Consider the following 21,710-nt stretch of genomic DNA (forward strand, 5'->3'; position numbering starts at 1 on the left):
AGGAGTGCTTTTGTGGGACAATTTGATGAGACTGTACAATTCAATGTAGATGAATCCCGGGCAAAACATGTCAAAGAGATACTGACCAACGTTTATAAAACTTTGGAGGAAAGGGATTATAACCCGGTCAATCAGCTGGTCGGCTACCTTCAAAGCGGAGATCCTGCATACATTCCCCGCCAGAATGAAGCGAGGAATCAGATCCGCCACGTCGATCGTGATGAAATCATCGAAGTGCTGGTCAGGACTTATGTCGACAGTGAAATAAATGACTAAAGTGCTGGGTCTGGATGTCGGGACGAAGACGATAGGCGTTGCGATCAGTGATGCATTCGGCTGGACGGCGCAGGGTCTGACCACCCTGAAGATCGATTATGACAAGGGGAAATACGGGCTTGAAGAAATTGCCCGGATCGTGGAAGAGCATGATGTATCATCAGTGGTCGTCGGCCTGCCCAAAAATATGAACAACTCCATCGGGGAAAGCGGCGAGCGTTCATTATATTTTAGTGAAATGCTTGCGAATCATATACCAAGTGTTAAAATAATCATGTGGGATGAACGCTTGAGTACTGTTGGAGCAGAACGGACTTTACTTGAAGCTGATGTGTCACGTAAAAAACGCAAAGCCGTGATAGATAAGATGGCTGCAGTATTCATCCTGCAGGGCTATCTTGATAAACCGGCAAAAGGAGAGCTGTAAATATGTCTCATGAATTGGATTTTAATAATGAAGAGGAACTGCTGACTTTATTTGATGAAGAAGGCAATGAGGTCCTTTACCGTAAAATGCTGGAATTCCATCATCCCGAGTTCAACAAAGATTATATAATCTTGGCGGAAGAAGGCAACTTCGAAGATGAAGAAGGGGATATCGAACTGATCCCGATGATAAATGTGCCGGACGAAGATGGTGACGGCGGCAGATTTTTACCTGTGGAAACAGATGAAGAATGGGACATGATTGAAGAAGTTGTAAATACTCAGATGGACGAACCGGAAGAGTAAAAAACGAATGATTCAAAAATAGCTTCCAATTTTAATTGGAAGCTATTTTTAAAGATAAGGAGTCTTGTATGAGTAGATATGATGATATCAGATTTTCAAAAAATGTATCTTCCTTTCTGTCATTGATCATCATCGGCCTGCTGACGATCGGTGTGATAGTGGCGGCCATTCTGGCCTATCTTTATATTTCATCGATCGGTGAGCCGCTTGATGCGAATTCCGAGGAGACTCAGGAGATCACCATAGAACAGGGCTCTTCAGCAGGAATGATCGGCGAACAGCTGGAAGAACAGGGCATTATAGAGAACAGCAGAATGTTTGAAGTATATTTGAGGTTGAACAGCATCACCGATTACCATGCGGGTGAATATGAGCTTTCCCCTGCCATGGATTTCGAGCAGATCGCAAAGACGCTCGAAACGGGAACGATCTATGAAGAAGTCCAGTACAGGGTGGCAATCCCGGAAGGCTATAATGTGGAGCAGATCGCCTCACAGCTCAGCCAGAATCTTCCCGTCGCTGAAGAAAGGTTCATGGAGCTGATGGAGGATGATGAATTCATAAGCTCTCTCATGGATGAGTATCCGGATATGCTCAGTGATGAAATCCTTGATGAAGACGTGAAATTCCCGCTGGAAGGTTACTTGTTCCCGGCGACATATGACATCACCGAAGAAGAACCCGAAGTGGAGAACATCATCAGGCAGATGCTTGATGCAACACAGGTGAACAGCTTCCCGGTCTACAACTCGGTTGAGGACATCACCATCAATTATGAAGGGGAGCAGGAGTCTTTATCGTTCCATGAATTTCTGACGTTCGCCTCCCTGATCGAGATGGAAGCGACTTCGCTTGCCGACCGTTCGATGATTGCGAGTGTGTTCCTGAACCGCATGGCTGAGATCCCTGCCATGCCGCTGCAGACCGACCCGACCGTGCTTTATGCACTCGGTGAGCATCAGGAACGCACACTGTTCGAGGATCTTGAAGTCGAAGATCCTTACAACACCTACCTGAATACAGGACTGCCGCCGGGCCCGATTTCATCACCCGGTATGGAATCCGTACAGAGTGCGATGAACCCGAGCAACACGGACTATTTCTACTTCCTTGCCGACAGTGAAGGCAATAATCATTTTGCCGAGACATTTGAAGAGCATATCGAGAACAGGGAGCAATATATCAACAACCAGTAAAAACATTCTTTTCAATAAGCGGATAGTGTGGTACCATGTTCTTTAATGAATACACAACTGATAACATTTGTTATCAGTTGTATTTTTTGTATGTGGTGATTATATGAATATTGCGCAATATGTAAAAAGTCTGAATGTTGTCGAGGAGCACTATCCCGACGTTTATTCCTATGCAGTGGATAACAGTGTCCCGATCATAGACAGTGATGCTTTGGCAGCGCTTAAGCATCTCATCAGGATCAAAGGGGCAAAGACATACATGGAAATAGGTACGGCGATCGGGTACAGCGGCCTGCATCTGTTATCTGTATATGATGACTCCCATTTGATCACCATGGAGAAGGATCGCGGGGCCTACGAAACCGCCGTTGAAAATTTTTCAAGATACGACGTCGCATCCAGGGTGGATGCACATCTGGGTGACGCAAAGACGATGGATTTGAATATTGAAGAAGAGTCGGTCGACTTGTTATTTATAGATGCATCAAAAGGCAACAACCAGCTTTTCTTTGACAAGTTCAGCCCTTTTGTGAAAGAGGACGGCCTGATCGTGGTGGACAATATACTTTTAAGGGGTCTGGTCACCGAAGACGATATCGTCGGCAGGAACAAAAGGAAGCTGAAGGAAAAAGTGGATGCCTTTAATCAGCATATGAGTCAAAGCGATTACCCCACATCATTTCTTCCAATAGGTGATGGGCTATTAGTTATTTCAAAAAGTCAGGTGTAGAAGATGAACAAACCAACGATTATCGGCATTGCAGGAGGCACCGGGTCAGGCAAGACCTCGGTGACAAGAAAAATCATCGCTTCCCTTGAGGAACATGACATCACGCTGATCGAACAGGATTATTACTATAAAGATCAAAGTCATAAGACGATGGAAGAGCGGCTGAAGACGAATTACGACCATCCTTTCGCATTCGACAACGATCTACTGATTGAACATGTGGAATCATTGATCAACATGGAAAGCGTGGAAATACCGACATATGATTATGTCAATCATACCCGCAGTGATAAGACGATCAAAATCGAGCCTAAAAACGTGATCATCATCGAAGGCATCTTTGCCTTGGAGAATGAGCAGCTGAGGGATCTGATGGACGTTAAAATTTATGTGGATACCGATTCGGATATACGCATACTGCGTCGTATGGCAAGGGACATCAAAGAACGCGGACGATCGATGGATTCGGTGATCAACCAGTATTTGACGGTTGTCAGGCCGATGCATCTTCAGTTCATCGAACCGACAAAGCGCTTCAGTGACATCATCATCCCCGAAGGCGGGGAAAATATTGTTGCAATCGATATCATAACGACGAAAATAAGAAGCTTGATCAAAAAAGTATAAAAATAAAAGTAAAGTTTTACGGAGGGTTTTTTAATATGAACAATAACAAAGAATATCCAATGACTCAAAGCGGTTATGAGAAATTACAGGAGGAACTTGAACATCTCCTCACGACCAAGCGTCCGGAAGTGGTCGAAAAAATCAAAGTGGCAAGGAGCTTCGGTGACTTATCGGAGAACTCCGAATATGACGCTGCCAAGGATGAACAGGGCTTCGTCGAACAGGAAATCACTAAAATCGAAGAGATGATCCGCCATGCGAGGATCATTGAGGACAGCGGCGACAACAACACTGTCCAGCTCGGCAAAACGGTCACATTCACTGAACTGCCGGACGGGGATGAAGAGCAATACCAGATTGTCGGCAGTGCGGAGGCTGATCCTTTCGAAGGTAAAATATCCAACGAATCCCCGATGGCGCAATCACTCCTCGGTGCGAACCTGGAGGATGAAATCAATGTGCCCCTGCCAAACGGTTCATCCATGAAAGTGAAGATCGTTTCAATTGACTGATAAGAGTAAGGCAAAAGTCATAGGCATCATCGGTGCCATGAAGGATGAAGTGGAGATTCTGAAAGACTGGATGGACATCACGGAAACTTCCTCCATTGCGCATGCCGAGGTTTACTCGGGTACGCTTCAGTCCCAAAATGTCGTCCTGGTTGAAAGCGGCATCGGCAAAGTGAACTCCACACTGATCACTGCACTGCTCATCGAAAGGTTCGATGTTGACATGGTGATCAACACCGGAGTGGCCGGGGCGTTATCCAGAGCGCTCGATGTCACCGACATGGTCGTCTCCACTGAAGTCTGTTATCACGACGTGGATGCGACCGAGTTTGGTTATGCATTCGGACAGGTGCCCGGCATGCCGGAGTGCTACAAGGCGGATGAAAATCTGGTCGCTGCCGCACTCAGTGTGCTGCAGGAGAACGAATCGGTGAACACCGGAAGCGGGCTGATCGTCAGCGGGGATTCATTCATCGCCGGCGAAGATCAGAAGGCAGCGATATTGGAACGCTTCGGGGCGGGGCTTGCCGTGGATATGGAATCAGCGAGCATCGCCCAGACGTGCCACCAGTTTGGGGTGCCTTTCATCATCATCCGCTCGATCTCGGATAAAGCCGGCAGTAAGGCGGATATGACTTATGATGAATTTTTGGGGAAAGCTTGTATAAATTCATCTGAAGCTGTAAAATTATTATTGAATGAACTGTAAATATGGAGGGACCATAATGACTTTATTAATGATTTTATCAATTATAGCGACAGTTATAATTGGATACGTCATTTACCGCGACACTGAAACCGAAGATAATGATATCATTGAGTAAAAGAAAAGCACCTTAAAATTTAGGGTGCTTTTATTAATGTGATAAAATAGAGTAAATTAGTTTAGAGGGGAACGCTTTTAAATTGATCAAAAAGTATTTTTTACCGACCTCGTATGTGGAGGACTTTACGAAAATCACCCCGGCAAGGCTGAATCAGCTGGATGTTAAGGGGATCATCATCGATCTGGACAATACTCTTGTCGGCTACGACGAAATGAATGCGGATGACCGCGTACTGGATTGGATCGAGTTGATGAGGGAGAACGGCATCAAAGTGACCATCGTCTCGAATGGCAAGGAGAAGCGGGTCAGCCGGTTTGCCAAGCCTCACGACATCGATTACATCTTCAATGCAAGGAAACCTTTATCACGGAACTATAAAAAAGCCATATCGGCGATGGGCATCCCCCCGCAGGAAATAATCATGGTGGGGGATCAGCTGATGACCGATATACTCGGTGCGAACCTCGTCGGCATAAAAAGCATACTCGTCATGCCCGTCAAAAGCAAAGATGGCTTTGCGACCCTTCTGAACAGGAGAATCGAAAAGTTCATCATGAGATATTTCAGGAAAAAAGGATTGCTGGTCAAGGAGGACTAATTATTGAGTGAATTAAAATGTATCGGCTGCGGCGCTGAGCTGCAGTCCGAAAATGAGAATAAAAAAGGGTATATACCCGAGAGCGGTTTGAAAAGGGAGGACGCGATCTGCAGAAGGTGCTACCGCCTGAAGCATTACAATGAAATCATGGATGTGGACATCGACTCCGGCGAGTTCATGACGATGCTGAACTCCCTCTACGAAGTGGACGGGCTCATCATCAAGGTGATTGATGCCTTTGATATCAGTGCAAGCCTGATACCTTCATTCAACCGTATCGTCGGCGATAAGAAAGTCATCGCGGTCATCAACAAGACGGACCTGCTGCCGAAATCCACGAATGTCAGCAGGCTGATCCACAGGGCCAAGCTGATGCTTAAGGAAAACGGCATCACCGCTGTCGAGACGGTCGCAATCAGCGCTTTGAAAAACGATGGGCTGGACCGGCTGATCGACACGATGACGAAGCATGCCGGAGGTAAGGATGTCTATGTCGTCGGCACTACGAATGTGGGGAAATCGACGCTCATCAACCAGCTGATCAAGATGACCACCGGCGATGCCGATGTCATCACCACAAGCAGGTTCCCGGGCACGACCCTCGATCTGATAGATATCCCGCTGGATGAGAATGCCTTCATCTATGATACACCGGGGGTGATCGTACCGAGCCAGATGGCACACTTCGTCTCCAAAGATGATCTGAAACACATCACACCTTCCAAAGAGATCAAACCTGTCACTTTCCAGCTGGAAAGCGGTCAGACACTGTTCATCTCGGGCCTTGCGCGCGTGGACTTTGAATCAGGGGAGAAGAACAGCTTCACCGTGTATGCATCCAACCAGCTGACGCTGCACAGGACGAAGACGACCAATGCAGACGACTTTTATGAAAAACATTATAACGGTCTTCTGGCACCTCCGGAGATTGAATCGCCGGTACTGTCAGAGGATGGTAAGCGCCACACATTCGATGTGGCCGAAGACAGTGATATAGAAATCAGCGGCTATGCCTTCATCAGCATTTCGGCAGGCGCGACGGTCACTGTCCGTGTTCCAAAAGGTGTAGAAGTGAATTTAAGACAAACAATCTTCAAAGGTGGTTCATAAGCATGAATTTTGCCGTAATCGGATCTCCGATCGAGCATACACTCTCACCCATGATCCATAATGCCAACTTCAGGGCACTCGGTCTTGATGATACTTACCGGGCCCTGCACGTCACGCCGGGCGATCTCAAGTCCATCAGGGACATTGCAGAGCAGCATGAGCTTGACGGTTTCAATGTCACGATCCCCCATAAAGAAACGATCATGGAGCATCTTGATGATATAGACCCAAGGGCGCTTGAAGTCAATGCCGTCAACACCGTGATGGTCAGGAACGGGCGTCTGAGGGGGTTCAACACGGACGTGACAGGGTATAAGCAAGCCTACATTGAGCGTTTTGGCGATACACCGAGGAAGGTTCTCATCCTCGGCGGCGGCGGCGCCAGTAAGGCGGTATACCGTGCACACCGTGAGATAGGCGATGATATCACCATATATGCACGCCGCCCTGCAAGTTTTGAAACTTTCCGGGACCGGAATTTCAATGAAATATCGACTTTCAACGGCATCGGGCATTTTGATGTGATCATCAATACGACGCCCGTCGGCCTGAAAAATGAAGATCTCTTTGAGCTCATGAAGTTCCCGAAAAGTGCGGTCACGGAAGAGACGATAGGTGTGGATTTGATCTATAATCCGTATAAAACACCGTTCCTTGAGGCTTTTCAAGATGAAAAAGCGATGAACGGGCTGGCCATGCTGGTCAACCAGGGGCTCCATGCATTCGAAATATGGCATGACGATAAATATGAAGGCAATTATAAAGCCGTGTATGAAGAATTGAATAAAAAGTTCGGAGGTGAGATGAATTGACGACATTATCATCCAAAAATATAAAGCAGCTGAAGAAAGCCTCCCATAATCTGAACCCGATTTTCCAGGTTGGTAAAAACGGCGTGACTGATAATTTTATTGAGCAGATCAATGATGTGCTCGAAAAACGGGAACTGCTTAAAATTTCTGTACTGCAAAACTGTCTCGAAGACAAGGAAGATATCGCAAAAACGGTCAGCGAGGCGACGGACAGCAACGTAGTGAGCATCATCGGCAACACGATCATCCTTTATCGTGAATCCAATACGAACAAGAAGATAGAACTGTCATGAAGATAGGAATATTCGGCGGGACTTTCGATCCCATCCATATCGGGCACATCATCTCCGTCATGGAAGTGAAGCTGAAGTTCGGCCTCGATAAAGTCATCTTCATACCCGCCCGGCAGTCGCCGCACAAGGAGACGAGGCCGGCGGATGACGATGACCGGGTCCTCATGGTGGAGAAGGCGATAGCCGGGTACGGTGATTTCCATCTGGACAGAGTGGAACTGGACAGGAAAGGCGTGAGTTATACTTACGACACAGCCGTTTATTTAAAGGAAAAGTATCCTCATGATGAACTTTTTTTCCTTATGGGGACGGATCAGTATAAAAGCTTTGAAAAATGGTACAGGTTTGAAGACCTGCTTGAGATGATGAAATTCATAGTGATGATGAGACACAGTGATGATATGGAAATCGCATCACCTTTCATCCGTGCGGACCAGCTGGTGGTGGAGGTTTCCTCCACCCTCATCCGCAGGCGCATTGGAGAGGGTCTGCCTTTCAGGCATTTCCTGGATGCATCGGTTTACGAATACATTAAGGAGAATGCATTATATGAAACACAAAGCAGCACTTAAGTTAATCGAAGATAAACTGCCGAAGAAAAGATATGAACACTCTGTAAGAGTCGCAGAGACCGCAAAGGAAATGGCCGGCATTTTCGGGGCGAACAGAGATAAGTGCTATCTTGCCGGCATACTCCATGATTATTCCAAATATGATGATCTTGGGAGCATGTACCAATATGTGACGAAATACAACCTGGATTCGGCATTGCTCGCCTTCAATTCAGAGCTGCTGCACGGCCCGGTCGCAGCCACGATCATGCGTTTTGAACACGGTGTCAAAGATGAAGACATCTATTACGCAATCGCAAACCATACTTCCGGCCGGCCGCAGATGCTGCTGGTGGAGAAGATCATTTATGTGGCGGACTATATCGAACCGGAGAGGGACCAGCCGGGGGTCGGAGAGATACGGAAACTCGTCTTTGAAGACAAGAACCTGGATCTCGCAATATATGAAATAACCAAAATGACCCTCAAACATTTACTGAAAAAAAATCGGCCGATTTATAATAGGACGATCGAATGTTACAACTATTATAATATGGTCAAGGAGTGAAGGAATGAATAGCGAAGCATTACTCGAATTGATGGTTGAGGCATGTGATAATAAGCGTGCTGAAGATATAATGACTTTTGACGTCAAAGAAACAAGTTCAGTGACAGACTATTATATCATCTGCCACGGGAATTCCGACCGTCAGGTCCAGGCGATCGCCGATGAGATAAAGGACCAGGCCAAGGAACATGACCTGGAACCGCTCGTCGAGGGCTACCGTGAAGCGAAGTGGATATTATGTGACCTGAACGATGTCGTCATCCATGTATTCCACAGGCCGGAGAGGGAATATTACAACCTGGAGCGGTTGTTTAAAAATGGTGAGCATGTCGATGGCAGAGTTTAATCATGATGAGAGTGCCATCGGGCGCTTCTACAATGAACTGACATATGATATCCCTTATGATCTATGGCTCGATATCATCTCCCACTTCAAAGGGAATTCGGGTTCGGTCCTGGATATCGGCTGCGGGACGGGACGGCTCACAAGCAAGCTCAATTTTCAGACGAGATACGGGGTGGATATATCCGCACCGATGCTCGAGATCGCAAAACGGGAAAATAGTGATATAAATTATTATCAAGGGGATATGAGAAACTTCAAACTGGATATGACATTCGATATGATTGTTGCGACAGTGGACGTCCTGAATTATCTGGAGGACGAAGAGGCATTCATCACCACTCTGAAAAATGTGAATGATCATCTGAATGATGATGGTGTGTTCATCTTTGACATACACAGCAAGTACAAGATGGAAAACGACTTCAATGATATGATCTATACTGACGATACTGAGCACATCACATACATCTGGCATGCCCTTAAAGGTGAGGCGCCGTTGTCTGCAGTGCATGAAATGACTTATTTTGTCAGGAATGATGATGGTCTTTATCAAAGGATGGATGAAACTTATATCCAGAGGACATATGAGCATAAGGATGTCATTAAAATGATTGAAAAAGCTGGCCTGTACCTGGATACAGCGTTCAGTGATTTCGATGTAAAAAACTCTGTGACCACGGTTTGTGACAGGATATTTTATATCGTCAAAAAGGCTTTGTAACGATTAGTTGCAAAGTTTTTTTGAATTATTTTATTTATTTGAAGAAAAAATAAATCAAAAACGGCATTTTCCTCCTAATATAGTAAAGGGGTTTTTTAAGGAGATGGGAAAATGCTTAAGGAATATTATGAGAAGTACAAAGAACACATGCCGCTGGTCAGTGCCGGCATCGCCGGATTGATGACCGTCCTGTTCATCGCAAGTATCTTTTTCGACGGAGGCGGTAAAGTCAGCGTCAATGAAACGCTTGTATCTGAAGCTGACGATTTGCATGAAGTGGAGACGCCGGAGACAGTCATCGAGTCGGCACCCACCCATGTGATGGTGGAAGTGAAGGGAGCCGTCAAAAACCCCGGGGTTTTTGAGGTGCCGCAGGATGCCAGGGTGACGAATGTTTTGAATCTGGCCGTAGTATCCGAATCCGCCGACCTCATGACCGTCAACCAGTCAGAGAAGGTCAGGGATGAGATGGTGATCTATGTGCCGCAGCAGGGGGAGATTGAAGACCCTCCGCTTCCCGGCGGAGAAAACACCCAGGGCGGAGAAGCGGAAATACTCGTCAACATCAATACCGCAACTGCGGAGGAACTCACGATCTTAAACGGCATCGGTGAGAAGAAGGCCCAGCTCATCGTGGAATACCGCGAACAAAACGGCTTGTTCATGGGCAAGGAAGATTTGATGAACATATCAGGCATCGGTGAAAAAACTTTTGACAGCCTGGAACCATATATTACAATAGACTAAAGGCGGGATGATGGATGAGGATAGACTGGCATGAATATTTTTTGGCACAGAGCCATTTGCTCAGGCTCAGGTCGACTTGTGAACGGCTGAAAGTCGGCGCTTTGATCGTTAAGGACAACAGGGTGATCGCAGGCGGCTACAACGGTTCCGTCTCGGGTGAGGCCCACTGCATCGATGTCGGATGCTATATTGAAGGCGGACACTGCATAAGGACGATACATGCCGAAATCAACGCATTGCTCCAATGTTCGAAATTCGGTGTGTCGACTGAAGGATCAAGTGTTTACGTCACCCATTTCCCCTGTGTGCACTGCACGAAGTCGATGATACAGGCCGGGGTGAAGAACATATATTACGCGGAAGATTATAAAAATCATCCGTATGCAGTCGAACTGCTTGAAAAGACCGGCGTCAATTATATTAAGATCGAACTGGACCTGCAGAAAGTGGCCGGTTATTTTGAAAACTTCAGATGATTGCATTCTACATATTCCTGTCGTTCATAACCGGTTGCATAATCGTAAAAAGCCCATTGCTGGGCTTATTTTTTTTGATTATTTTATGTATTTCATGTTCGAGGAGGCTTGGGCAGAGGCAAGTCTTATGGTTCCTGCCTGTCGTCCTGCTGCCCATGCCATTTTTAAATGGTGACGAGCAGGAGGCGCCTCCTTCAGTGATTGAAGGACTCACGGTCATCGATTATAAATATTACCGCGATGAGGTCCATTATGTCGTATCGAGCGGCGGTGAGACATATGAATTGTTCACGGAAAACCCCGCGCTGGAAGCGATCGGCACATATTGCACCGGCAGATTCGATGTCGCAGCGGTCAGGGAGCAGAGGAATTTCCTGAAGCAGGATGATGCACTGCGCCTGACCGTGAATGACCTCAGGGGAAGGATCTACCTGGAAACGCTTGAAGGCCGAAGCTGCATTGAGCAGGATAAGGATTTTCCGATGTGGCTTGCGCAGCTGAGGTACCTCTATATGCAGAAGGTGCTGACCTATACGGACCACAGTTATAAGTTTGACCTCCTCACGCTCACGGTCGGCAATAAAAGTTATATCGAAAATGATTTCTTCGATTCATTGCAGAAGCTTGGAATATATCACTTGTATGTCATTTCCGGCACGCATGTCGCTTTCATCACAGCAGTGCTTTACTTCGCCTTCAGGAAAATGAGGATGACTTCAAGGACCGTGAAGGTGCTGCTCATCCTGTCGCTGCTCATGTTCTATATGCTGAACATCTTCAGCCCGAGCGTCTTCAGATCCGTCTTCATGGCCGTCATGCTCATCATCACTTCTTTCTTCAGGAAAAAGCCGTACTTGACGGTGATATCACTCACAGCACTGATACAGCTTGCATTCAACCCGTACATAGTGTTCCATGCAGGGTTCCAGCTGTCGTACATCACGACTTATTTCATCCTGCTGAGCCGGCCTTTCCTGCATGGCAATACACCACTCGTGCAGCTCATCCAGATCACACTGATCGCTGAAGTATCCACACTTCTGGTCATATTGATCCAGTTCAACGAGCTCAGCATCAGCGGAATCTTCATGAATATGGTGTTTGTGCCTTTATTTTCAATGCTTGTCTTCCCGATGGTGATCATGTTCCAGTTCTTTCTTATGCTGCCTTATATGCCTGCAGTCGATCATTTGTATAATATGGTTTTTTCAACCCTCCAGGAAGTGATATACTTCCTCGCCAATATCATAAGGCACCGGTTTTCAATAAAAAATCTGATCGATCCGGTCCATGTCGCGATTGCCGTCCTAAGCTACATGATGGCTGTGAACATCTGCAGATTGAAATTTTTGAAGGCGTGCCTGCTGGGCGGTGTTTTCATGACAGTGATTTTTGCAGCCAACGCTTTGGACAGGGATGACTTCACGTTCACGATGATTGATGTGGGCCAGGGGGATGCTTTCCTGATAGAGGATCATATGAGCGACACGACGGTCCTGATAGATACGGGCGGCGAGTTCACCTTCGGGGAGAGGGAGTCCATGCTTGCCGAGAGGACCGTCCTGCCATATCTGAAGGAAAGGGGCATTGATGATATCGACCTTTTGATACTCAGTCATATGGATATCGATCATGTGGGGGAAGTGGGGGATGTGCTGGATAAGAAAAATGTTAAAAACCTGCTCGTCAACACGGATGACCCGAAATATGAAGCGTGGTCGGAAAACTACATCCACGGGACGTACAATGGTAATATACTGAGATCTGAAGATGTGAAGAACATCACTGCGGGGCATATCCTAATTGAAAACCTGACCCTCGGCAATGATTCATGGCCGGCTGATTCAAATGACGCTTCAATCGTCCTGAAAGTGACGCTCGGTCATTATGATTTCCTGATGACCGGGGATGTGACCGAAGCGATGGAGAGAAGGCTTGCAGAGGCACATGGGCGCCTTGATGCGGACATTTTAAAGCTTGCACACCACGGCTCGGATACATCGAGCAGTGCGGAATTCCTCGAGCTTGTGCAGCCGGATCATGTTCTGATTTCAGCAGGTGCAGGCAACCAATATGGCCACCCGCACAAAGAAGTGCTTGAGAGGGTGGCGCACACAAACATTTTAAATAGTGCAGAAGCCGGCATGGTACAATTGAATATCCGGCATGATACATTATGTACCACGAGCCGGCTTGATGCATCGCTGGATGAATGCACAAAAAAAAGAGCTGAATGATCAGCTCCCTTGATGGAATCACCTTACCACAGTCTGCCTACGATCTCGAATATATGCGGTATGACGTAGATGACTGTAAGGCCGAGGAATCCGACCACAAAAGCCAGACCGGAGTCCACAATGTCATTATTTTTTGATTGCACATTCTTTTCGAATTTATTCATTGAGAAAACCCCCTAAACTATTCATCATCTATTATAGGATAATTTACAAATAAAAGCTATAATAGATTCATGATTTAATACGGAGTGAACGGAATGAACCTTATACAAGTGATTTATGGAACGAACGCGATACGTATAGAAGAAAAGGCCGGGCAGCTTGCCAAGGAATATCTGGACGAAGTGGATGAGTTCAGCCTGGTGTCATTGAACTACAGGGAGACGAGCGTGGAAAGCATCATTGAAGAAGCACAGACCCTCCCTTTCTTATCGGACAGGAAAGCGATCATCCTCAATGATGCTTTTTTATTGACCGGAGCCAAGGTGAAAAGTGACGTTGAACATAATATGGATCTGTTTCTGGATTATATAAAGAATAAGAATGATGATACTCTGCTGATCTTCAAAGTGTTCAATGAGCAGCTGGATAAGCGGAAAAAGATCACCAAGCTCATCTTGAAAGAAGGCGCAGTGACGGAAGTGAAGGAAATGACGGAGCCTGAGATCAAAGATTTCATAAGAAGTCAGGTGGAAGACGAGGGCATGGGCATCGACGAGCAGGCACTCGGAATGTTCCTCGAGAGGACGGGTATCAGTTATGGCAATGTGAGAAGCGAGCTAGGGAAGCTCCTGCTCTATGCCGACGGCAGGATCACCGAGAGTGATGTTGCGGAAGTGGTGAGTGTGAGCATGGAGCAGAATATATTCCAGCTGACCGAACACGTCCTGAACGGCCGTAAAGAAGCGGCGGTGCACCTGGTCAGACAGCTCATCCTGCAGAAGAATGAACCGATCCAGCTGCTGCACCTGATCATCAGCCAGTTCAGGCTGCTGTACCAGGTCAAGCTGCTTGCAAATGAAGGTTTTGCACAGGATTATATTGCTAAGCATCTGAAAGTGCATCCGTACAGGGTGAAGCTTGCGCTGCGGGAAGCGAGGAAGCACAGGCAGGATAAGCTGGAGGAGAAGATGGTCATGTGCCGTAACATGGATTATAAATTTAAATCGAGCTATCTGGACCGTGAGACACTCTTTGAACTTTTCATACTGGAAATTTGACAAATAAAAAAACCTTCTTGGAAAAGAAGGTTTTATTCAGCCATTAACTTTGATTTCATACGTGATGCTTTATTAGAATGAATTAAGTTTTTCTTGTTAGCTTTGTCCACCTGCTTGATAGCATATGATACAAGCTCGTCAGTATTCCCGGCATTTTCGGATTTTGCAGTTTCCGCGCGTTTCACTGCAGTCCTCATGGCATTCTTTTGAGCAATGTTTAAATCTTCAGCTTTTTGACTTGATTTGACTCTTTTGATTGCTGATTTAATATTAGGCATAACGTCACCTCCACAATTTAGTTGTACAACTTTAATTGCAACAAGATGTATTTTACCAAACAACCATGCAAGATGCAATAACCAAGCCGAAATGAATTGAAGAAAATGCGGAACATTGGTATAATATTGACATTCGATTGAACAGAAAGTTGGGTATCAATGACAGATAATGAACGCAGGGCCAGACAAGAGAAAATCAGGAACTTTTCAATTATTGCCCACATAGATCACGGCAAGTCCACGTTGGCTGACCGTATACTGGAAAATACAAAATCAGTGGCGGGCCGCGATATGAAGCAGCAGCTGCTGGATTCAATGGATTTGGAACGTGAACGCGGCATCACGATCAAGCTGAATGCAGTTCAGCTGAAGTACACTGCAAAAGACGGTGAAGATTACACCTTCCACCTGATCGACACCCCGGGTCACGTGGACTTCACTTATGAGGTTTCACGCTCGCTTGCAGCCTGTGAAGGTGCGATACTCGTTGTGGATGCCGCCCAGGGCATCGAGGCGCAGACGCTCGCGAACGTCTATCTTGCGCTCGATAACGACCTTGAGCTGCTGCCCGTCATCAACAAGATCGATCTGCCCGCAGCAGATCCCGAGCGTGTCGCTCAGGAAGTGGAAGATATCATCGGGCTACCGAAGGAAGACGCGGTCCTTGCATCAGCGAAGTCCAATATCGGCATCGAGGACATTCTGGAAGCGATCGTCGAAATGGTCCCGCCGCCGGAAGGTGATGTCACGGCACCTTTGAAGGCACTCATATTCGACTCGATGTTCGACCCTTACAGGGGAGTCATCTCCTCCATCCGGGTCAAGGAAGGTGTCGTGAAGCCCGGAGATAAGATTCAGATGATGGCGACAGGGAAAACATTCGAGGTTGCGGAAGTCGGGATAAACACCCCGAAACCGATGCCGGTCTCAGAACTCTCGGTCGGTGATGTGGGGTATATCGTCGCTTCGATCAAGAATGTCGGGGATTCACGGGTGGGGGATACCATCACCCACGCAGACAACCCGGCAGCCGAGCCGCTCGCCGGCTATAAGAAAATGAATCCGATGGTCTTCTGCGGAATGTACCCCATCGATTCGAACCAGTACAACGACTTGAGGGAAGCCTTCGAGAAGCTTGAGCTGAACGATTCCTCCCTCCAATACGAGCCTGAGACGTCGCAGGCGCTCGGCTTCGGGTTCAGGACAGGTTTCCTGGGCCTGCTGCATATGGAAATCATACAGGAGAGGATAGAGCGTGAGTTCGGCATCGATCTGATCGCAACAGCGCCATCGGTCATCTATGAAGTCACGATGACGGACGGTTCTCTATTGAAGGTGGACAACCCTGCACAGATGCCGGATCCCCAGAAGATCGAAAAGATCGAGGAACCTTATGTTAAAGCACAGATCATGGTCCCGAATGACTATGTCGGTGCAGTGATGGAGCTCAGCCAGAAGAAGCGCGGCAATTTCGTCACGATGGACTACCTGGATGACATCAGGGTCAACATCATCTATGAAATACCGCTTTCGGAGATCGTCTTCGATTTCTTCGATATGCTGAAGTCGAATACGAAGGGCTATGCATCATTTGATTATGAGATCATAGGATACCGCGAGAGCAAGCTCGTGAAGATGGATATTTTATTGAATAACGAAAAAGTGGATGCCCTCAGCGTCATCGTACACCGGGATTTCGCATATGAACGCGGTAAAAATATCGTTGATAAGCTGAAGACGCTCATACCGAGGCAGCAGTTCGAAGTGCCGATCCAGGCAGCGATCGGACAGAAGATCATTTCAAGGACGAACATCAAATCGATGGGCAAGAACGTACTCAGCAAATGTTACGGCGGGGACATCAGCCGTAAGAGGAAACTGCTTGAAAAGCAAAAAGAAGGTAAAAAGAAGATGAAATCCGTTGGTTCTGTGGAGATTCCGCAGGAGGCATTCCTGTCGGTGCTTAAAATGGATGAAGATTAAAGAAGCCACATTTTGTGGCTTTTAATTTTGTTAGGAAGTGTAAAAATGAAAAGCTTGTATATTCATATTCCATTCTGCAACCGTATATGCACATATTGCGATTTTACTAAAGTGCTCATCAAAAACCAGCCGGTTGATGATTATATAGACGCCTTGATCATGGAAATGAAGACACTGGAACATAAAGATTTCAAAACGGTTTATGTAGGGGGCGGAACGCCGACAGCGTTGAGTGAGGCGCAGCTCGAACGCCTGCTCAAGTTCATCTCGGAGAATTTCACAGTTTCCGGGGAGTACACTTTTGAGGCGAATCCGGATGAAGTGACGACGGGGAAACTTGACCTGTTGAAGAACTATGGCGTCAACAGGGTGAGTCTCGGGGTCCAGTCCTTCAATGACGATATATTGAAGGTGCTGAACAGGAGCCATGACTTCGATGACATTTTCAGGAGCATCGATCATCTGGAGAAGATCGGACTCTCAAATTATTCCATGGACCTCATGTACAACCTGCCGGGCGAGACCTTCAATGACATCGATACCAGCCTAAGATATGTGGAGGAATTGAAACCGAAACATATTTCCTGGTATTCACTGATCATCGAACCGCATACGGTCTTCTATAATGAGATTAAAAAAGGCAGGCTGAAGATCGATGACGACAACAAAGAAGCGGAAAAATACCTCCATGTGATGGACGGGCTGCAGGCAATCGGTTATCCTCAATATGAAATTTCCAATTTCGCAGAGAAGGAATACGAATCCGAGCATAATAAGACATACTGGCGCAATGACAACTATTATGGTGTTGGTGCGGGCGCACACGGCTACATCAACAATGAGCGTTACTACAATGTCAAACCTGTGCCGCACTATATCAAGTCCATGAATGAGAATCATTCCGCCGTCAAAGAAACCATCGAGCTTTCTGAAACCGAGAAAATCGAGGAGGAGATGTTCCTCGGGCTCAGGATGACTGAGGGTGTCTCCAAAGAACGGTTCAGGGGCAAATTCAATGTCGGCCTGGATGAATATTATAAAGATGAGTTATCTTTCCTCAAAGATAAAAAATGGATCACTGACGACGGCCGCCATATCGCCTTGACCGACTCGGGCAGGATGGTCGGCAATGAAGTGTTCATTGCATTTTTAAAGTCATCATAAAATGAGCACAATCAATTGACATACTTTGACCAATTTGATAAATTATATTTAGCACTCGATGATAGAGAGTGCTAAAGAGGTGAAGTCAATGCTTACAAAAAGGCAAGAACTCATCTTATTTTTAATTGTGGATGAATTTCTGGCCGCCATGGTTCCCGTTAGTTCGAAGCAGATTATTCAAAAATATCAACTCGATATTTCCAGTGCTACGGTTAGAAACGAAATGGTTAAGCTTGAAGCAATGGGCTTTTTGACAAAACCGCATACATCGGCAGGCAGAATACCTTCCAGAGAAGCACTCAAATTCTATATTGGGAAATTGAGCGAAAAGCTGGATGAGAAATCACAGTCGGAACAGATTCACCTTAATTTGAAAAGTCATCATAATCCTGAAGATTTATCAAAAAGCACTGCTGAAAAAATCAGTGCACTGACCAATTATTTGACTGGTGTATCTTTTACTGGTAAAGATGAAACAGTCAAGGGGATTTATTTCACTCCATTGAATGAAGGCATACTACTTGTAATCATAGTTCTCGACTCGGGTAATATCAAGGAAATACCCGTAAGGATGGATTACAATGTGTCACTTGAAACATTGAAGATTCTCACCAATTATTTCAATCAGGTCATCATAGATACACCGCTGCAGGACCTGTCGGAACTGCTCCGGACATCATTGAAGAATACTGCGCTTGAATACACGGTGAACAGTGTCGCCGACCATATCAGGGAAGATCTCGACCAGCCGAGGAAATTCAGCGGCTACTCCGGATTCAACCATCTGATCCAGCAGATCAGCGAAGACACGGACACCCTGCGGGCTTTGTATGATGACCTGGAGGCCAAGCAGCTGGACAACATCATCGATGTCACTGACAGTGACGGAGTGGATATATATCTTGGTGATGAATTGCCTGAAGATTATCATTCAATCTCAATCATCACAACAAACTTCAAGTTAGCCGGTTTTGATGGAAATCTTATGATTATCGGCCCTGAGATGATGGGCTATAAGAAAGTCATAAAATTGTTACATGCGATTAATAATCAGAGCACAAAAGGAAGTGAATGATTTGTTCGATAACGACAACAATCAAAAAGTCAAAGATGATTTGACTGAAGAAGAAAAAGAACAAAAGCAGGAAATGAAGGAAGATGCATCAGGGGAAGAAAAAGAGCAGAAGCAGCACCTTGATGATCATTCAGAAGACCCGGCAGATGAAGAACAGGATCCAAAAGAGGGGGAGAGCCCTTCTGCAGAAGACGGAAGCGAACCGGTTCCTGAAAGCAGTGCTGTTTCCGAAGAAACGGCAGAGGAAGCCGATTCACATCAGCAGGAGCTTGAGCACCTGAAGCAGGAAGCCCGGGAATACGAAGAGAAGTATTTGAAGCTCTATGCGGAATTTGAAAACTTCAAGCGCCGCAACAGGCAGGAAATCGATCTCAACAACAAATATAAAGATCAGAAGTTCGCAGAAGATCTTCTTCCTGTGCTGGATAACCTCGAACGGGCGATGGCGATCGAAGGTGACAATGAATCATTCGCTTCACTGAAAAAAGGTGTTGAAATGGTGTATAACGAATTCCTCAACATCTTCAATAAGCGTGATATCACCGTCATTGAAGCGGAGGGCAAGGAATTCGACCCGAACTTCCATCAGGCAGTGATGACGGAGCCTTCAGAAGAAGAATCCGGCATCGTCCTTGAAGAATTCCAAAAAGGTTACCAGCTGAAGGATCGCGTCATCCGCGCTTCCATGGTTAAAGTCAGCGAATGACCGGTGCAGTTTCACCGATAGAAAGATAAATAATTAATATATTTGGAGGCTATTTCTTATGAGTAAAGTAATTGGTATTGACCTTGGTACAACAAACTCAGTAGTATCCGTCCTTGAAGGCGGAGAAGCTAAAGTGATTCAAAACGCTGAAGGCAACCGTACAACACCTTCGGTCGTATCATTCAAAAATGATGAAAGACAGGTCGGGGAAGTGGCGAAGCGTCAGGCTATCACGAACCCGGACACTGTAATGTCCATCAAGAGACATATGGGCACTGATCATAAAGAGAAGATCGGCGGAAAAGAATACACACCTCAGGAAATTTCTGCAATGATCCTTCAAAACCTGAAGGAGACTGCCGAAAGCTACCTGGGTGAAAAAGTGGAGAAGGCTGTTGTCACAGTTCCGGCTTACTTCAATGACTCAGAGCGTCAGGCGACTAAGGACGCGGGCAGGATAGCAGGACTTGAAGTTGAAAGGATCATCAACGAGCCGACTGCAGCAGCACTCGCTTACGGTCTCGATAAGCAGGACGAAGACCAGAAAGTGCTTGTTTTCGACCTTGGCGGCGGAACGTTCGACGTTTCCATCCTTGAACTTGGCGACGGTGTATTTGATGTCCTTGCCACTGCAGGAGACAACAGACTCGGCGGTGATGACTTTGACGATGTCATCATAGACCATCTTGTGGACGCATTCAAAAAAGAAAACGGCATCGACCTGTCAAACGACAAGATGGCGATGCAGCGTCTGAAAGATGCAGCGGAGAAAGCGAAAAAAGATTTATCAGGTGTATCATCAACCCAAATTTCACTGCCGTTCATCTCAGCAGGCGATGCGGGCCCGCTCCACCTGGAAATGACGCTGACACGTGCGAAATTCGAAGAGCTGTCGGACGATCTTGTAAGACGTGCCATGGATCCGACAAGACAAGCGGTGAAAGATTCCGGACTCAGCAAAGATGAGATCGATGAAGTGATCCTCGTCGGAGGTTCGACAAGAATCCCGGCTGTACAGGAAGCGATCAAAAAAGAACTCGGCAAAGAACCGAACCGCAGTGTGAACCCTGATGAAGTTGTGGCGATGGGTGCTGCAATCCAGGGCGGTGTACTGTCAGGAGATGTAAAAGATGTGGTACTTCTGGACGTGACGCCTTTATCACTCGGTATTGAGACGATGGGCAACGTCATGACGACCCTCATCGAAAGAAATACGACGATTCCGACAAGCAAATCGGAAGTGTTCTCGACAGCTGCAGACAACCAGCCGGCTGTGGACATCCATGTACTTCAAGGTGAACGCCCGATGGCAAACGACAACAAGACACTCGGCCGTTTCCAGCTGACTGACATTCCACCTGCACCACGCGGTGTGCCTCAGATCGAAGTGACGTTCGATATCGATAAGAACGGTATCGTGAACGTAACGGCAAAAGATCAGGGCACAGGAAAAGAGCAGAAGATCACCATCCAGTCCTCATCGAACTTATCAGATGATGATATCGACAGAATGGTCAAAGAAGCCGAAGAGAATGCCGAAGAGGATAAAAAGCGCCGTGAGGAAGTCGAAACGCGCAACGCTGCAGACCAGATGATCTTCTCAACTGACAAAACGATTGAAGATTTAGGCGACAAGGTTGAAGCAGATGAGAAGGAAAAAGCCGAGAATGCCAAAGAAGAACTGAAGACTGCCCTGGAAGGCAATGATCTGGATGAAATCAATGCCAAGAAGTCTGCATTGGAAGAAATCCTGCAAGGCATGTCCATGAAACTTTATGAGCAGATGGCACAGGAGCAGCAGGCCGAAGGCGGCGAGGCCGAAGGCAGCACATCAAGCGACGACGATGTGATTGACGCTGATTTCAAAGAAGTCGATGACGAAGAAGATAAAAAATAATCACTGATTAAAAGTCAAAGCCAATGCATTT

Annotated in this window: 27 protein-coding genes; 25 read left to right on the top strand and 2 right to left on the bottom strand. The window is 46.5% G+C overall.

Features of this window, described 5'->3' with window-relative positions; all coding sequences use genetic code 11:
- Positions 1 to 12 precede the first annotated feature (12 nt).
- The 19 genes from CRN96_RS02075 (at position 13) to CRN96_RS02165 (ending at position 13,356) form a co-directional block, all read left to right on the top strand.
- Positions 13 to 276 (top strand): IreB family regulatory phosphoprotein, encoded by a 264-nt coding sequence (locus tag CRN96_RS02075; RefSeq protein ID WP_097038639.1) that lies wholly within the window; start codon positions 13 to 15, stop codon positions 274 to 276.
- Positions 269 to 703 (top strand): Holliday junction resolvase RuvX, encoded by a 435-nt coding sequence (gene ruvX, locus CRN96_RS02080; RefSeq protein WP_097038641.1) that lies wholly within the window; start codon positions 269 to 271, stop codon positions 701 to 703. The genes CRN96_RS02075 and ruvX overlap by 8 nt, the downstream gene beginning before the upstream one ends.
- Before the next feature lie 2 nt (positions 704 to 705).
- Positions 706 to 1,008 (top strand): DUF1292 domain-containing protein, encoded by a 303-nt coding sequence (locus tag CRN96_RS02085; protein WP_097038643.1) that lies wholly within the window; start codon positions 706 to 708, stop codon positions 1,006 to 1,008.
- Between the two features lie 68 nt (positions 1,009 to 1,076).
- Positions 1,077 to 2,204: an endolytic transglycosylase MltG gene (mltG, locus tag CRN96_RS02090; RefSeq protein ID WP_097038645.1), complete on the top strand. Its 1,128-nt coding sequence runs from the start codon at positions 1,077 to 1,079 to the stop codon at positions 2,202 to 2,204.
- A 103-nt stretch (positions 2,205 to 2,307) separates the two neighbouring features.
- Entirely contained in the window at positions 2,308 to 2,934 is a 627-nt protein-coding gene (locus CRN96_RS02095) for an O-methyltransferase (RefSeq protein ID WP_097038647.1), read from the top strand.
- Positions 2,935 to 2,937: 3 nt separating this feature from the next.
- A complete protein-coding gene (gene udk / locus CRN96_RS02100; protein WP_097038649.1) occupies positions 2,938 to 3,561 on the top strand; it encodes a uridine kinase in 624 nt (207 codons plus the stop codon).
- Positions 3,562 to 3,596: 35 nt separating this feature from the next.
- A complete protein-coding gene (gene greA, locus CRN96_RS02105) occupies positions 3,597 to 4,073 on the top strand; it encodes a transcription elongation factor GreA (protein WP_097038651.1) in 477 nt (158 codons plus the stop codon).
- The gene (locus CRN96_RS02110; RefSeq protein WP_097038653.1) at positions 4,066 to 4,779 is read left to right on the top strand and encodes a 5'-methylthioadenosine/adenosylhomocysteine nucleosidase; all 714 of its coding nucleotides are present in this window, start codon (positions 4,066 to 4,068) and stop codon (positions 4,777 to 4,779) included. The genes greA and CRN96_RS02110 overlap by 8 nt, the downstream gene beginning before the upstream one ends.
- 197 nt (positions 4,780 to 4,976) lie before the next feature.
- A complete protein-coding gene (locus tag CRN96_RS02115; RefSeq protein WP_245844515.1) occupies positions 4,977 to 5,495 on the top strand; it encodes a YqeG family HAD IIIA-type phosphatase in 519 nt (172 codons plus the stop codon).
- A gap of 3 nt (positions 5,496 to 5,498) precedes the next feature.
- Positions 5,499 to 6,605 (top strand): ribosome biogenesis GTPase YqeH, encoded by a 1,107-nt coding sequence (yqeH, locus tag CRN96_RS02120; RefSeq protein ID WP_097038657.1) that lies wholly within the window; start codon positions 5,499 to 5,501, stop codon positions 6,603 to 6,605.
- 2 nt (positions 6,606 to 6,607) lie between these two features.
- Positions 6,608 to 7,417 (top strand): shikimate dehydrogenase family protein, encoded by an 810-nt coding sequence (locus CRN96_RS02125; protein WP_097038659.1) that lies wholly within the window; start codon positions 6,608 to 6,610, stop codon positions 7,415 to 7,417.
- Entirely contained in the window at positions 7,414 to 7,710 is a 297-nt protein-coding gene (gene yhbY / locus CRN96_RS02130; RefSeq protein WP_097038661.1) for a ribosome assembly RNA-binding protein YhbY, read from the top strand. The genes CRN96_RS02125 and yhbY overlap by 4 nt, the downstream gene beginning before the upstream one ends.
- Entirely contained in the window at positions 7,707 to 8,282 is a 576-nt protein-coding gene (gene nadD, locus CRN96_RS02135) for a nicotinate-nucleotide adenylyltransferase (RefSeq protein WP_097038664.1), read from the top strand. The genes yhbY and nadD overlap by 4 nt, the downstream gene beginning before the upstream one ends.
- A complete protein-coding gene (yqeK, locus tag CRN96_RS02140; RefSeq protein WP_097038666.1) occupies positions 8,260 to 8,829 on the top strand; it encodes a bis(5'-nucleosyl)-tetraphosphatase (symmetrical) YqeK in 570 nt (189 codons plus the stop codon). The genes nadD and yqeK overlap by 23 nt, the downstream gene beginning before the upstream one ends.
- A gap of 4 nt (positions 8,830 to 8,833) precedes the next feature.
- Positions 8,834 to 9,175, top strand: coding sequence for a ribosome silencing factor (rsfS, locus tag CRN96_RS02145; RefSeq protein ID WP_097038668.1), 342 nt, complete (start codon positions 8,834 to 8,836; stop codon positions 9,173 to 9,175).
- Positions 9,162 to 9,896, top strand: a complete 735-nt coding sequence (locus CRN96_RS02150) for a class I SAM-dependent DNA methyltransferase (RefSeq protein ID WP_097038670.1) — start codon at positions 9,162 to 9,164, stop codon at positions 9,894 to 9,896. The genes rsfS and CRN96_RS02150 overlap by 14 nt, the downstream gene beginning before the upstream one ends.
- A gap of 111 nt (positions 9,897 to 10,007) precedes the next feature.
- Positions 10,008 to 10,643, top strand: a complete 636-nt coding sequence (locus CRN96_RS02155; protein WP_245844516.1) for a helix-hairpin-helix domain-containing protein — start codon at positions 10,008 to 10,010, stop codon at positions 10,641 to 10,643.
- 14 nt (positions 10,644 to 10,657) lie between these two features.
- Positions 10,658 to 11,119 carry a ComE operon protein 2 gene (locus CRN96_RS02160; protein WP_097038672.1) on the top strand — a complete coding sequence of 154 codons (462 nt, stop codon included), beginning with the start codon at positions 10,658 to 10,660 and terminating at the stop codon, positions 11,117 to 11,119.
- Between the two features lie 155 nt (positions 11,120 to 11,274).
- A complete protein-coding gene (locus CRN96_RS02165; RefSeq protein WP_179647072.1) occupies positions 11,275 to 13,356 on the top strand; it encodes a DNA internalization-related competence protein ComEC/Rec2 in 2,082 nt (693 codons plus the stop codon).
- A gap of 23 nt (positions 13,357 to 13,379) precedes the next feature.
- Here the strand turns inward: CRN96_RS02165 and CRN96_RS02170 are convergent, their stop codons facing one another.
- Positions 13,380 to 13,520, bottom strand: a complete 141-nt coding sequence (locus CRN96_RS02170; protein WP_097038675.1) for a YqzM family protein — start codon at positions 13,518 to 13,520, stop codon at positions 13,380 to 13,382.
- Between the two features lie 93 nt (positions 13,521 to 13,613).
- Between CRN96_RS02170 and holA the strand changes: the two genes are divergently transcribed.
- Positions 13,614 to 14,576, top strand: coding sequence for a DNA polymerase III subunit delta (holA, locus tag CRN96_RS02175; RefSeq protein WP_097038677.1), 963 nt, complete (start codon positions 13,614 to 13,616; stop codon positions 14,574 to 14,576).
- A 32-nt stretch (positions 14,577 to 14,608) separates the two neighbouring features.
- On the opposite strand, the gene rpsT is transcribed toward holA, so the two are convergent.
- Positions 14,609 to 14,854, bottom strand: coding sequence for a 30S ribosomal protein S20 (rpsT, locus tag CRN96_RS02180; RefSeq protein ID WP_097038679.1), 246 nt, complete (start codon positions 14,852 to 14,854; stop codon positions 14,609 to 14,611).
- Between the two features lie 159 nt (positions 14,855 to 15,013).
- On the opposite strand from rpsT, the gene lepA reads away from it, so the two are divergent.
- The 5 genes from lepA to dnaK all read left to right on the top strand — a co-directional run bounded on the left by lepA (position 15,014) and on the right by dnaK (position 21,679).
- A complete protein-coding gene (gene lepA / locus CRN96_RS02185) occupies positions 15,014 to 16,837 on the top strand; it encodes a translation elongation factor 4 (RefSeq protein ID WP_097038681.1) in 1,824 nt (607 codons plus the stop codon).
- Positions 16,838 to 16,882: 45 nt separating this feature from the next.
- Positions 16,883 to 18,001: a radical SAM family heme chaperone HemW gene (hemW, locus tag CRN96_RS02190; RefSeq protein WP_097038683.1), complete on the top strand. Its 1,119-nt coding sequence runs from the start codon at positions 16,883 to 16,885 to the stop codon at positions 17,999 to 18,001.
- A gap of 88 nt (positions 18,002 to 18,089) precedes the next feature.
- Positions 18,090 to 19,076: a heat-inducible transcriptional repressor HrcA gene (hrcA, locus tag CRN96_RS02195; protein ID WP_097038685.1), complete on the top strand. Its 987-nt coding sequence runs from the start codon at positions 18,090 to 18,092 to the stop codon at positions 19,074 to 19,076.
- Between the two features lies 1 nt (position 19,077).
- Positions 19,078 to 19,782: a nucleotide exchange factor GrpE gene (grpE, locus tag CRN96_RS02200; protein ID WP_245844517.1), complete on the top strand. Its 705-nt coding sequence runs from the start codon at positions 19,078 to 19,080 to the stop codon at positions 19,780 to 19,782.
- 58 nt (positions 19,783 to 19,840) lie between these two features.
- A complete protein-coding gene (gene dnaK, locus CRN96_RS02205; RefSeq protein WP_097038687.1) occupies positions 19,841 to 21,679 on the top strand; it encodes a molecular chaperone DnaK in 1,839 nt (612 codons plus the stop codon).
- Positions 21,680 to 21,710 lie beyond the last annotated feature (31 nt).

This window comes from Salinicoccus kekensis, assembly GCF_900220995.1.
Lineage (GTDB): Bacteria > Bacillota > Bacilli > Staphylococcales > Salinicoccaceae > Lacicoccus > Lacicoccus kekensis.

Excerpts from the sequence above, each read along its gene's own strand:
- ruvX (WP_097038641.1), top strand. The coding sequence starts at position 269 with ATGACTAAAGTGCTGGGTCTGGATGTCGGGACGAAGACGATAGGCGTT.
- CRN96_RS02085 (WP_097038643.1), top strand. The coding sequence starts at position 706 with ATGTCTCATGAATTGGATTTTAATAATGAAGAGGAACTGCTGACTTTA.
- mltG (WP_097038645.1), top strand. The coding sequence starts at position 1,077 with ATGAGTAGATATGATGATATCAGATTTTCAAAAAATGTATCTTCCTTT.
- CRN96_RS02095 (WP_097038647.1), top strand. The coding sequence starts at position 2,308 with ATGAATATTGCGCAATATGTAAAAAGTCTGAATGTTGTCGAGGAGCAC.
- udk (WP_097038649.1), top strand. The coding sequence starts at position 2,938 with ATGAACAAACCAACGATTATCGGCATTGCAGGAGGCACCGGGTCAGGC.
- greA (WP_097038651.1), top strand. The coding sequence starts at position 3,597 with ATGAACAATAACAAAGAATATCCAATGACTCAAAGCGGTTATGAGAAA.
- CRN96_RS02125 (WP_097038659.1), top strand. The coding sequence starts at position 6,608 with ATGAATTTTGCCGTAATCGGATCTCCGATCGAGCATACACTCTCACCC.
- nadD (WP_097038664.1), top strand. The coding sequence starts at position 7,707 with ATGAAGATAGGAATATTCGGCGGGACTTTCGATCCCATCCATATCGGG.
- yqeK (WP_097038666.1), top strand. The coding sequence starts at position 8,260 with ATGAAACACAAAGCAGCACTTAAGTTAATCGAAGATAAACTGCCGAAG.
- rsfS (WP_097038668.1), top strand. The coding sequence starts at position 8,834 with ATGAATAGCGAAGCATTACTCGAATTGATGGTTGAGGCATGTGATAAT.
- CRN96_RS02150 (WP_097038670.1), top strand. The coding sequence starts at position 9,162 with ATGGCAGAGTTTAATCATGATGAGAGTGCCATCGGGCGCTTCTACAAT.
- CRN96_RS02155 (WP_245844516.1), top strand. The coding sequence starts at position 10,008 with ATGCTTAAGGAATATTATGAGAAGTACAAAGAACACATGCCGCTGGTC.
- CRN96_RS02160 (WP_097038672.1), top strand. The coding sequence starts at position 10,658 with ATGAGGATAGACTGGCATGAATATTTTTTGGCACAGAGCCATTTGCTC.
- CRN96_RS02165 (WP_179647072.1), top strand. The coding sequence starts at position 11,275 with ATGCCATTTTTAAATGGTGACGAGCAGGAGGCGCCTCCTTCAGTGATT.
- CRN96_RS02170 (WP_097038675.1), bottom strand. The coding sequence starts at position 13,520 with ATGAATAAATTCGAAAAGAATGTGCAATCAAAAAATAATGACATTGTG.
- holA (WP_097038677.1), top strand. The coding sequence starts at position 13,614 with ATGAACCTTATACAAGTGATTTATGGAACGAACGCGATACGTATAGAA.
- rpsT (WP_097038679.1), bottom strand. The coding sequence starts at position 14,854 with ATGCCTAATATTAAATCAGCAATCAAAAGAGTCAAATCAAGTCAAAAA.
- lepA (WP_097038681.1), top strand. The coding sequence starts at position 15,014 with ATGACAGATAATGAACGCAGGGCCAGACAAGAGAAAATCAGGAACTTT.
- hemW (WP_097038683.1), top strand. The coding sequence starts at position 16,883 with ATGAAAAGCTTGTATATTCATATTCCATTCTGCAACCGTATATGCACA.
- hrcA (WP_097038685.1), top strand. The coding sequence starts at position 18,090 with ATGCTTACAAAAAGGCAAGAACTCATCTTATTTTTAATTGTGGATGAA.
- dnaK (WP_097038687.1), top strand. The coding sequence starts at position 19,841 with ATGAGTAAAGTAATTGGTATTGACCTTGGTACAACAAACTCAGTAGTA.